The sequence below is a fragment of the Algibacillus agarilyticus genome (genome assembly GCF_003286125.1).
GTDB lineage: Bacteria > Pseudomonadota > Gammaproteobacteria > Enterobacterales > Alteromonadaceae > Algibacillus > Algibacillus agarilyticus.
Window position 1 is genome coordinate 93,534 of record NZ_QMED01000008.1, and the last position, 12,045, is coordinate 105,578.

General features: G+C 40.1%; 13 protein-coding genes. 5 read left to right on the top strand and 8 right to left on the bottom strand.

Annotation, left to right across the window (positions count from 1 at the left end):
* Positions 1 to 24 precede the first annotated feature (24 nt).
* The 4 genes from DPX34_RS08535 to DPX34_RS08550 form a co-directional block, all read right to left on the bottom strand.
* Complete coding sequence (locus DPX34_RS08535; RefSeq protein WP_111977992.1) at positions 25 to 363, bottom strand: DUF3802 family protein; 339 nt, start codon at positions 361 to 363, stop codon at positions 25 to 27.
* 91 nt (positions 364 to 454) lie between these two features.
* Entirely contained in the window at positions 455 to 1,924 is a 1,470-nt protein-coding gene (gene astD, locus DPX34_RS08540) for a succinylglutamate-semialdehyde dehydrogenase (RefSeq protein WP_111977993.1), read from the bottom strand.
* Between the two features lie 72 nt (positions 1,925 to 1,996).
* Positions 1,997 to 3,040, bottom strand: a complete 1,044-nt coding sequence (astA, locus tag DPX34_RS08545) for an arginine N-succinyltransferase (protein WP_111977994.1) — start codon at positions 3,038 to 3,040, stop codon at positions 1,997 to 1,999.
* Between the two features lie 2 nt (positions 3,041 to 3,042).
* Positions 3,043 to 4,260 carry an aspartate aminotransferase family protein gene (locus DPX34_RS08550; protein ID WP_111977995.1) on the bottom strand — a complete coding sequence of 406 codons (1,218 nt, stop codon included), beginning with the start codon at positions 4,258 to 4,260 and terminating at the stop codon, positions 3,043 to 3,045.
* Positions 4,261 to 4,604: 344 nt separating this feature from the next.
* On the opposite strand from DPX34_RS08550, the gene DPX34_RS08555 reads away from it, so the two are divergent.
* From DPX34_RS08555 to DPX34_RS08565, 3 genes are all read left to right on the top strand, one after another.
* Positions 4,605 to 5,264 carry a dUTP diphosphatase gene (locus tag DPX34_RS08555; protein WP_111977996.1) on the top strand — a complete coding sequence of 220 codons (660 nt, stop codon included), beginning with the start codon at positions 4,605 to 4,607 and terminating at the stop codon, positions 5,262 to 5,264.
* Positions 5,265 to 5,435: 171 nt separating this feature from the next.
* Entirely contained in the window at positions 5,436 to 5,957 is a 522-nt protein-coding gene (locus DPX34_RS08560) for a DUF1993 family protein (protein ID WP_111977997.1), read from the top strand.
* Positions 5,958 to 6,026: 69 nt separating this feature from the next.
* Positions 6,027 to 6,869 (top strand): lipase family protein, encoded by an 843-nt coding sequence (locus DPX34_RS08565; protein ID WP_111977998.1) that lies wholly within the window; start codon positions 6,027 to 6,029, stop codon positions 6,867 to 6,869.
* Between the two features lie 51 nt (positions 6,870 to 6,920).
* On the opposite strand, the gene fghA is transcribed toward DPX34_RS08565, so the two are convergent.
* Together fghA and DPX34_RS08575 are read right to left on the bottom strand one after the other, a co-directional pair.
* Complete coding sequence (fghA, locus tag DPX34_RS08570; protein ID WP_111977999.1) at positions 6,921 to 7,766, bottom strand: S-formylglutathione hydrolase; 846 nt, start codon at positions 7,764 to 7,766, stop codon at positions 6,921 to 6,923.
* A 73-nt stretch (positions 7,767 to 7,839) separates the two neighbouring features.
* Positions 7,840 to 8,970 (bottom strand): S-(hydroxymethyl)glutathione dehydrogenase/class III alcohol dehydrogenase, encoded by a 1,131-nt coding sequence (locus tag DPX34_RS08575; RefSeq protein WP_111978000.1) that lies wholly within the window; start codon positions 8,968 to 8,970, stop codon positions 7,840 to 7,842.
* Between the two features lie 102 nt (positions 8,971 to 9,072).
* On the opposite strand from DPX34_RS08575, the gene DPX34_RS08580 reads away from it, so the two are divergent.
* Positions 9,073 to 9,948, top strand: a complete 876-nt coding sequence (locus DPX34_RS08580; RefSeq protein ID WP_111978001.1) for a LysR family transcriptional regulator — start codon at positions 9,073 to 9,075, stop codon at positions 9,946 to 9,948.
* A gap of 16 nt (positions 9,949 to 9,964) precedes the next feature.
* Here the strand turns inward: DPX34_RS08580 and DPX34_RS08585 are convergent, their stop codons facing one another.
* Entirely contained in the window at positions 9,965 to 10,714 is a 750-nt protein-coding gene (locus DPX34_RS08585; protein WP_111978002.1) for a DNA alkylation repair protein, read from the bottom strand.
* 59 nt (positions 10,715 to 10,773) lie between these two features.
* Positions 10,774 to 11,151: a DUF3224 domain-containing protein gene (locus tag DPX34_RS08590; protein ID WP_111978003.1), complete on the bottom strand. Its 378-nt coding sequence runs from the start codon at positions 11,149 to 11,151 to the stop codon at positions 10,774 to 10,776.
* 100 nt (positions 11,152 to 11,251) lie between these two features.
* Between DPX34_RS08590 and DPX34_RS08595 the strand changes: the two genes are divergently transcribed.
* Positions 11,252 to 12,043, top strand: a complete 792-nt coding sequence (locus DPX34_RS08595; protein WP_111978004.1) for a helix-turn-helix domain-containing protein — start codon at positions 11,252 to 11,254, stop codon at positions 12,041 to 12,043.
* Positions 12,044 to 12,045: the final 2 nt, after the last annotated feature.

The following is a 12,045-nucleotide window of genomic DNA, read 5'->3' on the forward strand; positions in this document are numbered from 1 at the left end:
TTAAGTGAGCACTTTAGCTCTCAATTAATTAACAAATATAGAGTCAAATAAGTTTTTAATAAGCCCTGAATATTCCACGATAAACTCTTCTTGTTGTACCGTTGCTTTTTGATCTAAACGACGCGCTAAAAACTCTTCTAAATCAGTCACAATCGTATCAACTTCTCGCACAACGTCGAGCCGTGTATCTTCATCTAATGAAGCATGTTGTGAAAAAAATGAGATCATTTTTCCTGCAATATGCTCTTCAATTAAATCACGTAACGTTTTGTCTAATTGCTCATCATTTGTGTGATTAAACATATCGAGATTTTCAGTAAAATACGATATGAGTTCGATATACGCTTGAGATTCTGTAACCATAGAAAAATGAAAACCTATTAATTAATTTTATATAAATGAACAATACTCAAAAGTATGATACACATTTAAGCTGACAGCCACCTTAAATGAATTAAAATTCAATCCCGGGCATTAAAACATCTGGCAAATTCATATCTTCTGCTTCAACTGACGCTACCGGATAAGCACAATAATCAGCGGCATAAAAAGCACTTGCCCTATGATTACCACTCGCACCGACACCACCAAAGGGCGCAGCACCACTGGCTCCAGTTATTGGCCGGTTCCAATTGACAATACCGGCGCGAATTTGTGCATAAAATAATTGCCACTTCGCATGATGCTGACTAAGTAAGCCCGCTGATAAACCAAACCGAGTATTATTGGCTTCATCTATTGCGGTTTGAAAATCATCGTAGCGAATCACTTGCAGCAAAGGACCAAAGTATTCAATGTCTTCTCTTTGGTGCGCTTGTGTCACATCAACAATACTCGGGCTCAATAACCCCGTATTGGCTTTTAATAATTGAGCTGTTAACAGCAGCTTGCCACCGTTAGCTTGTAATTGTTGTTGCGCTGATAAAATATTGCAAGCGGCTTTATAAGAAACTAATGATCCCATAAAAGGCTGATTTTTATCATCATATTCGCCAACACGCAAACGAGCGCTAACCTCAATTAATCGCGCAATGATTGCATCACCTTGGGCAGAACTCGGTATTAATAACCGACGAGCGCAGGTGCAGCGTTGACCAGATGATAAAAATGCCGATTGAATAATATGGTGAACGGCAGCATCAACATTTTCAACTTCATCAATGACAAGTGGATTATTGCCGCCCATTTCTAACGCTAATATTTTTTCTGGCTGCCCTGCTAATTGTTGATGTAAAAGCTGACCAGTTGCCGAACTACCGGTAAAAAATAAACCATCTATTTGAGCATGTGCCGCCAACGCTTTAGCGGTATCAATTTCACCTTGCACCAGGTTGATTACCCCAGTAGGCAATCCAGCTTGCTGCCAAATTTTTAGGGTGAGCTCTGCTGTTTTAGGCGCCAATTCACTGGGTTTAAAAACAATCGTATTACCGGCTAATAAAGCGGGTACGATATGCCCATTAGGTAAATGTCCCGGAAAATTATAAGGCCCAAAAACAGCCACCACCCCATGCGGTTTATGTCTTGTGAAAGCTTGAGCACCCGGTATCTTATTTTCGGTCGTTGCGGCGCGCTGTAGGTAAGCCTGTTCAGATAAATTAACTTTACCGATCATCGCTCCCACTTCCGTTTTAGATTCCCACAACGGTTTACCGGTTTCTTGCGCGATGGTTAAAGCGAGCTCATCTTGGTAGCGCGGTAATAATTCAGCGAAACGTTTAATAATGGATAGCCGATCAGAGAAATCGAAACAAGACCAGGTAATAAAAGCGTGCCGAGCACTTAATACCGCATCATGAACTTGGGCAACACTCGCTGCATGACCTTGCCAAACAATTTTATTTTTGGCAGCATCAACAGAAGAAAACAAGGCGCCGTCACCACAAAGCCATTGACCATTAATAAATAAATTAGCCGTTTTCATAAGTACCTTCTTATCGTTATTTAAGTCTTTTTTAAAACCTAAAGATAAATGTCGACTTACTTTAATAATAGCTTAATTTAGGCGTAACGCCCTGACACTGTCATTCTCTTTCACCAGTAACGTTTTAGCTTGTGCCGCACTTAAATTAATCGATTGGCTAATTTCATCAATATATCCGGTAATAACCGTTGACCTAAAATTGCTGTACTGGCAATTAGCAATAAGAATGGATTTTCCCTCCGCATTTTCACAGGTATATTCACCCGCATTTGTATCGATATGCACACTGAGCTTTTTGCTGTCTCGAATACTCGTTATGTTCTCTAAATCATTTTCAACCGTTGGCCCAGCATCAAAAATATCAACATAACCACGCCACCTAAACCCTTCTCGTTTTAATAATTTGAGGGCCGGTTCCGTTTTAGGGTGTACTTTGCCAATTACAGCTTGGGCTTCAGGCGACAGTAAATTCACATATATCGGGTATTTAGGCATTAATTCACTAATAAAAACTTTTTGACCAATGCCGGTCAAATAATCGGCGGTGGGGAAATCCATCGTAAAAAAGTTTTTTTCTAACCAAGCCCAAAAAGGTGAAACCCCTGAATCATCCGATATGCCGCGCATTTCAGCAAACACACGAGGGGCAAAACATTGACGATGTTCCGCCATAAACATAAAACGAACTTTAGATAATAATTTACCGTTAAAGGCATTGCGGTGTTCGGGTAATAAAAACAACGTGCAAATTTCAGTTTGCCCGGTGTAGTCATTGCATAAAGTGAGTAATTCAGCGGTGTTATAAATATTAAGTTGCCGAGAAGCGTGTACAACCTTACTTATATGGTAATGATAAAAAGAATCTTCTAGCCCAACGGCCGCTTCAATGCCCGAGATCCCTATTACTTGATTAAGCTCTGTATCGTCTAAAACAAATAAGTAACTGAGTTCACTTAACGAGGTAGGAACGCATTCAAATGCTTTTTTTGAACGCGCTATTTTATGTTTCAGCAGTTTTTCATTATCAGGTAATGATGTAAAACCGTGCCCCGATTCAATCGCGAGTTTATGCAATGCCGCATAATCGCTCGATTGAATTGGGCGCACAATAATCATGGTTAACTCGCTTGAGCAACGGCCGCGATGGCCTTTTCAAAACGAGACAAACCGTCGGCAAGCTCATCATCGCTGATCACAAGCGCAGGTGCAAAACGTAACACGTTAGGTCCAGCCACTAGAATCATTAAACCTTGATCAATACAAGCCGCGATAAAATCACGCCCTTTACCTTTATATTCATCCGCTAACACTAAGCCTAACAATAAGCCTTTACCTCTTACTTCAGTAAAAACACTGTACTTAGCATTAATATCGGCAACAGCTTGACGAATAGTCGCTTCACGCGCAGCAACACCTTGTAAAACTGCGTCACTGCTAATTAAATCAAACGCCGCTTCGGCAACCGCACAAGCTAATGGATTTCCACCGTAAGTGCTGCCATGTGTACCAAACGCTAAATGTTGGCCAACGTCAGTGGTCGTCAACATAGCACCGATAGGAATACCACCGCCTAAACCTTTAGCCGATGTTAAAATATCAGGTACCACACCATAAGCTTGATAGGCATACAAATGTCCTGTTCTACCGGCTCCTGTTTGCACTTCATCAAATATTAACAACGCATTGTGTTTATCACATAAATCACGAACACCTTGTAAATACGCTTCATCTGCAGGTAAAACGCCACCTTCACCTTGAATCGGTTCAATAATTACAGCACAGGTTTTATCTGACATTAGCGCTTCTAAAGCGGCTAAATCATTAAAATCAGTGTGCTCTACACCGCCAGGTTTAGGGCCAAAACCATCTGAATAAGCCGCTTGCCCACCAACCGTAACCGTAAAAAAGGTTCGGCCATGAAAACTTTGATTAAACGCAATAATTTGATTCTTTTCCGCACCGTGTACTTCTAACGCCCAACGACGCGCTAATTTTAAAGCGGCTTCGTTCGCTTCAGCACCCGAATTACAAAAATAAACTTTTTCAGCAAAGGTTTTTTCCGTTAATTTTTTAGCCAAACGCAACGCAGGCTCATTGGTCCAAATGTTACTCACATGCCAAAGTTTTTCACCTTGCGCTTTCAACGCATTAACTAAAGCTGGGTGACAGTGCCCTAAGCAATTAACCGCAATACCGCCAGCAAAATCGATATACTCGCGCTCTTCTTGATCCCATACGCGTGAGCCGGCAGCTCGAACAGGCACAATCGCTGCTGGGGCATAATTCGGCAGCATGACATCATCAAAAGTGGCACGGGTTACTGGGTGGTCTGACATTACGGTGTTTCTCCTAAAGAAATATAAAAAGATAAATAAACGCGGCATTCAACAATACATCAATCAAAAACCAGCGATTGCATCGATTATGTCAAAAGTTGGCTAATTTGGTAGTTTTGTTATGCCTTTTTTTGCAAAAAAAATTTCAAACAACTAAAGCGACGCCCTACAAGCATATTTTTTGCTAGCCCCCCCTATCACTACACACTAAAACCACACCAACTCGACTACTTTTTCATCAATCTTCTTTTAAATATAGTCAGTGACTTAAATAACGTCGAAAAAAACACTGAGCTAGATTAAACTAACCCCAATTAAACAATTAAGAATGAACAAGGGATCTTATGCTCGCCTCAACTCAAGCTAGCACCATGTTAGCTTTACAAGACCAAATGAATGCCAAGGTCAATCCAGATTGGGTTGCTACACGCTCACCCTTTTTACGTGCGGTTGTTATTGAAGCCTCTGAAGCCATAGAGCACCACGGTTGGAAATGGTGGAAAAAACAAGAATGTGATTTAGAACAGTTACAAATGGAACTTGTCGATATTTGGCATTTTGTTTTGTCTGCTATTTTGCTTGACCATGAAGGCGATCCAACTAAAGCGTTAGATGATGTGTTCGCGGCAATCGATCAAACGGAATTAACGTTTGATGGCCAATTAATCACATTCAGCGAATTAACCCTGCTCGACAAACTGGAGCTAATGATAGGATTAGCGTCAGCTAAGCGCTACAGCATCGGTTTATTTTCGGCTTTGTTAGTTGACTGTCAAATGACATGGGACGATTTATACGCCCAATACGTGAGTAAAAATGTACTTAACTTTTTCCGTCAAGATAACGGTTATAAAGAAGGTACTTACATCAAAGAATGGAGCGGCCGTGAAGACAACGAACACCTTGTTGAAGTCATGACAACTTTAGATGTAAAAGCAGCAAGTTATCAAGATGACTTATATCAAGAATTAAATAAACGTTATCAATTACTGAATGTAACCTAAATACCATAATTAAGTAGTATCCTCGTGGGTTAATTCATTTATATAAAATAAAACCACTTTAAAAAGTGGTTTTATTCCAATCACCGTTAATCGCTAATCAACATTTACGGTTAACGGTGATTGGTCTTATTTATTTACAAATCAGTTATTAACAAATCAGGAAAACGCTTTATGTATCAAAGTTCAGTTAATGTCTTTCGTCACTACTTAATTCAACTAGCACACATTACTGAAATAGCAGAGCAAGCCGACATACATAACACGTTATATTCAGCTTCATTAACAACCGGCATGTTTGCGCTAGACCAACAAGCAAAAACTGCAATTAGTTTTGTTTATCGAACCTTATGCCCACTGGCAAACATTGATATACCTAAACGTGAAGCGAACCCAGATAACTGGTTAGGTTTAAAAACCGACATAAAACATGCACTTTATTTTATTGATCAACTCACGCCTGAGCAATTCTCAAAAAGTCACTTACGCACGATTAATACAAAAGCCGGTTTTAACGATTTAACCTTTAATGCACCCGATTTTTTAAACTTGTACGCCCTTCCCAACTTCTTTTTTCATTTTAATATGGTGTATGCCATTTTACGCCAAGAAAAAATAAACATCAGTAAAGGCGATTACGATGGTTTTCATGATTACCCAAGTGATTTTAGTTTTTTAACCCAAGAAGCATCATAAAAACAAAAACAAACTTGAAATAAAAGGGGTTTAAATTAGACTAGGGCAAAAAAAGCAAAGTCATACACCATGTTAAATTATGCTCAGTTCGATATAACACTAAACCCGAGTTCAGAATACGACCCTCAAACCGCTTTATCACTTGCGGTTTTGTGTGCACTAGCCTACACACCTAAAACAGAAATAATTCAAACCAGCCATCAATGGGGATTTAAAGATACTCAAACGGTTTTTGTTAGCAAAGGTAACGATGTCGATACCCAAAGCTATGTGGTGGCGAATGAAGACGACATCATTATTGTGTTTAGAGGCACATCGGATGCGACTGATTGGTTAACGAATATTGATGCGATCCGTGAAGCAGGCCCACTGACTAACACCAAAGCACACGAAGGGTTTCAACAAGCGATTTACCCTGCTGCAATAGGCCTCGCAAATGCGATTAATAAATTACGTCATAACAAACAACGCATTTGGATCACAGGTCACAGTTTAGGCGGCGCTTTATGCAGCTTATTTGCCGGCATGTTAATTGAAAATAATATTCCCGTGCACGGCTGTTATACATTTGCCAGCCCAAGACCGGCCAATGATGAATTTGCCAAACAATTAAATGCGGCGATCACGGGGCCACATTATCGAGTCGCTAATCAAAACGATTTAATCCCACATTCACCACCTGAACCTTTATTTAGTCATAGTGGTAAGCCCATTATTCTCAGTTGTGCAACCGATATAACAGAAGATGCAGTCAAAGAAAGCTGGCTAGAAGAACAATACAAAGCGATCCGCGCTTTTGCCCATCAAGCAGAGCACCTAAGTGAGCTTGCCAATTTTCATACACTCACGGGCGGGCCACAGAGCTATATCCCAAAATTACGCCAACGTGCGCGCGATAAAGAAGCAACTTGAACGCTGGCTTATTTGATTTCACTTAATCATGAACCCTGCGGTCCATTCACATTACATATTCAATGCTTTGGCATGAAAACGTAAGTGCTGCTCAATAAAACTCGAGATAAAGTAATAACTATGGTCATAACCGGCTTCAAAGCAATATTCGAGTGGATATTCAGCTTCACTTGCCGCGTTGACTAACGCCTCAGGTTTAAGTTGCTCGGTTAAAAAATTATCGTTTCCACCTTGAGAAACCAACATAGGCGCCTGTTGTTTAGCCTGTTTAATTAAATGGCACGTATCGTAATTTAACCAATCTTGCGTATTGCTACCTAAATAAGCCGTAAACGCCTTTTGTCCCCATGGGCAGTTAACTGGGTTCACAATAGGACTAAAAGCACTGATTGATTGATAACGCGATAAATTACGTAAGCCAATCATTAAAGCCCCGTGTCCGCCCATTGAGTGGCCACTAATAGCGCGTTGACTCGTCACGGGAAAATGCTTTTCAATTAAGGTTGGCAGTTCATCTACAATATAATCGTACATATGGTAATGCACATGCCAAGGGGCTTGTGTCGCATTTACATAAAACCCGGCTCCTAAACCGAGATCATACGCTTTGTCATCGGCATCCGGCACGGCGTCACCGCGCGGGCTGGTATCGGGTGCAACAATGGCAATACCTAATTCAGCCGCAATGCGCAACGCGCCGGCTTTTTGCATAAAATTTTCGTCAGTACAGGTTAATCCAGACAACCAATAAACAACGGGGACTTTATTTTGAGCACTCGCTTGCGGCGGTAAATAAATGGCAAACCGCATGTCGCAATTTAAAACAGTTGATGTATGGCTATATTGCTTATGCCAACCACCCATCACTTTATTGCTGCTAATATTTTCAATCGTCATGCTTGATCAAACCTTCATATTTTATTTGCGCCCAAGTGACAAAGGGAATACCCAAGTCACTTGGTATAAATTGTTATTTATCAAAATGAATAACAGTACGAATACTTTCACCGCGATGCATCACATCAAACGCTTCGTTAATATTTTCTAACGACATAGTATGCGTGATAAAGTCATCAAGCTTAAACTCACCCGCTAAATAACGCTCTACATAATCAGGTAATTCAGAACGCCCTTTAACACCACCAAAAGCCGTACCCCGCCATACACGCCCCGTGACTAATTGGAAAGGCCGAGTTGATATTTCTTGCCCAGCACCGGCAACACCAATAATCACTGATTCGCCCCAGCCTTTATGGCAACACTCTAAAGCTGAGCGCATCACATCTACATTACCAATACATTCAAATGAATAATCAACACCGCCATCCGTTAATTCAACAATAACGTCTTGAATTGGCTTGTCGTAATCTTTAGGGTTTATGCAATCAGTCGCGCCTAGCTTACGTGCCAAATCAAATTTACGTTCATTAACATCTATCGCAATAATACGCTTTGCTTTAGCCATCGCAGCACCAATAACCGCTGATAAACCAATACCGCCTAAACCAAAAATAGCAACGGTGTCGCCCTCTTCTACTTTCGCGGTATTCATCACGGCGCCCATACCGGTTGTTACGCCACAACCTAATAAGCAAACTTCTTTTAAAGGCGCTTCAGGGTTTACTTTAGCAAGCGATATTTCAGGTAATACGGTGTACTCAGAAAATGTCGAACAGCCCATGTAGTGGTATATAGGTTGGCCGTCTTTATAAAAACGAGTTGTGCCATCAGGCATTAAACCTTGACCTTGCGTGGCTCTAATTTTTTGGCATAAATTTGTTTTACCCGATGTGCAAAATTTACACTCTCCACACTCAGGGGTATATAAAGGAATAACATGGTCGCCAACGGCAACACTCGTCACGCCCTCACCGACTTGCTCAACAACACCACCACCTTCATGGCCTAAAATAGCAGGAAAAATACCTTCTGGGTCTTCACCCGATAAAGTAAAAGCATCGGTATGGCAAACACCTGAAGCAATAATTTTAACTAATACTTCACCTTTGCGCGGTAGCATTACGTCAACTTCTTCAATGGTTAATGGTTGTTTTGGACCCCAAGCGATCGCAGCTTTAGATTTAATAAATTGATCAGTCATGCTTAATTCCTATTATTCAGTTGTACGCAAATTATATTTATTTCTAACAGAATGATAATATAGCCAAATTACAAATTACTTTTACTGTGTGGTAATAATAAAATGGGAACTCAATGGGAAGGTATAAATGAATTTGTTGCCGTTGCAGAAGCCAATAGCTTTACGCAAGCGAGTCAAAAATTAGCGTTATCCACTGCTCAAGTCAGTCGACAAGTCAGCGCACTAGAACAAAGGCTCAACGTAAAACTATTTTACCGAACCACACGTAAAGTCTCACTCACGCAAGAAGGCCAAGTATTTTATCAACACTGTCGTAGCGTGTTAGATGGCTTAAGTGCAGCCGAACAAGCCATTACGCAATTACAAACATCGCCCAAAGGTAAAATACAACTGTCAGCTCCCATCACCTATGGCGAACAACAAGTTGTCCCTCTAGTTAATAACTTTATTTTGCAATATCCAGAAATAGAAGTGCGATTACACCTCACTAATCATCGCGAAAACCTAATCGAAGAGGGATTCGATCTGGCGGTTCGATTAGGTAAATTAAAAGATTCAAGCTTAATTGCCAAATACCTCGCCCCTAGAATTAATCACGTTTGCGCTTCGCCGCATTATTTGGCCACACAGGGTGAACCACACAGCTTGTCAGAACTGCATCAACACAATTGCTTATTAGGCACTCGTGATTACTGGCAATTTAAGCAACAAAATAAAGAAAAGCACATACGCGTTCACGGTAACTTACGTTGCAACAGTGGCGTTGCTTTAGTTGATGCCGCACTTAAAAACATCGGCATCATTCAACTACCTGGTTTTTATGTCGATGAGCACATAAAAACAGGGCAACTTATTCCGTTGTTAACTCAATATAGTTTAGGCGATGAAGGTGTATGGGCGGTTTACCCAAATAATAAATTTGTATCACCTAAGATACGCTTGTTTATTGATTACTTAAGTCAAAATTTAAATAGTTAATAAAATCAAAACGCAGTTAACGGCCAAACGCCAATAAGTGCTTTCGAGTGGCAGGCGCCATTTTTTCAATCGCGTATCTCAACGTTGAACGAGACAACGTATTAATATTTTTTTCAATATATTGAATCACTGCCCGTTCATGTTCAATAGACGTGACCTTTAATAACCAGCCTACGCTTTTTTGTACGAACTCATCTTTATCATTGATAAGCTGATCACAATTAGTAAAGATTAACTGCGTATCCAAACAATACATTGATTGACCGATTTTGCGCTTAATAAATTTAACCCAAACAACATTGCTTGCACGGCGACACCATGCCACATCAGAAAGCGACCAATGCTGTGTTTTTTCAATTAAATGCGGGCGTCCCATAAAAAAAAGATAAATGGTTTTAATACACAAATCATCAACCAAAGCCCAGTTATTAGCGTAATGCGTTAACCAATATTCAAAGCGCACTAACAAACCATCATCGTAATGACGTTTTACAAATTTATTTAATAAACCAAAAGCAATTAGAGTCTCTTCGTTATACTCCGCTTTTTGTAACAGGTATTCACACAGCTCAAGTGTATCGTCGGCACTTAATTCGCTATATTGCGTTTGGAATGCTTGAATAACCTGCTTAATATCACCCGCATTCGCGCCGATACAGTTAATGCCATGCGGAAAGTACCGACGGCTTGACTCTGCTTTTTCGGCACTACTCACCTGTATTAAATTAGTTTTTAAACCTTGATAATAAAATTCGTGTGTTTGCATGTAGCTCATTCATTATTTTATTGCTTGCACTAATCCGAGTAGCTTTTAAAAATGAGGCTTTAAAATGTGATTTCATAGCGAGCAGTGCCATCAGAAAGTGTTTCAAACTGACCTTTTAAACCCACTAGGCTTTTGTCGGGTACACTCTCAATGATCACAAACTCACTTCTAGCCACGCCTTTTTCAAAGCAACCGTCATGTTTTAAAATCAATCGGCATGAAGCTTCATTATATTGACCTGAAAACGTTTCAAACCCTAAAAATTGGGCCTGGCCATTAGCATCATAAGCCATTTGATATTTAACAACACTATCTCCTTGAATACCGCCTTGATAACACTGTTTAACCAAAGCAGAGCTTAACTTACTGCCATCATCAAAATCATGTTCGACGTTTTCTTTCCAATCTGTAATTTGAAATTCACCGGTAATTTTCATAACATTCACTTCTGCCGTATTGATCCATTTATTGAGTGGTTTAACAGTAGCACTTTACAAATACCGCGTATTGTAAAAACACGTCAAATGGTGCATCACCTTGAAAATAAACAAGCAAAAATTGACGGGGATTTTACACCCCAAAAGCAGTGCAAAAAACTATAAGCTAAGAAGATACTTTCCCAGTACAGCTTTAAGTGAATGGATAGATCAGTTTTGGTTTGTCGACTGGAATTTACCTGATGGTATTCAGCACCAGCAGGAAAATTTACCCGATCCTAATTTTCACCTCATTTATGAAAAAAACACATTCAAACTCATTGGTCCGGTTAGCAAAAAATACACTTTCCGCATGGAAGGACAAGGGGAAATTATCGGGGTTAAATTTAAAGTTGCAGCCATCACGCATTTACTCAACAACGCCGCTGATGAATATGTTGATAAAACGATCAATATAGGTGACATATTCAATGCAGAAACAATAAATCAATTAACTCAGTTGGCTAATAATAAAGCGGATGAACAACAAATAGCGATCTTGCAAACGGCGTTGCACACATACTTTAACGTTTCACCGTCGCCTGCAATTATACAAGTTCGCCAACTTATGCAGCTTATCCAAACTCATCCCGATATTCAGTCTGTTAATGGCTTAGCTCGGGTGTCAAATATTCCGGTAAGAAGCATTCAACGCAGCTTTAAACAATATGTAGGTCTATCTCCAAAATGGTTAATCCGAAAATATCGCCTACACCAAGCCCTAACTCGGTTAGAAAATAAAGAACGAGATATCTTGGATATTGTTGAGCAACTGGGTTATACCGACCAACCTCATCTCATTCGAGACTTTCAAGAAATATTAGGCGTCACGCCAAGTCAGTATCTTAAATAAAG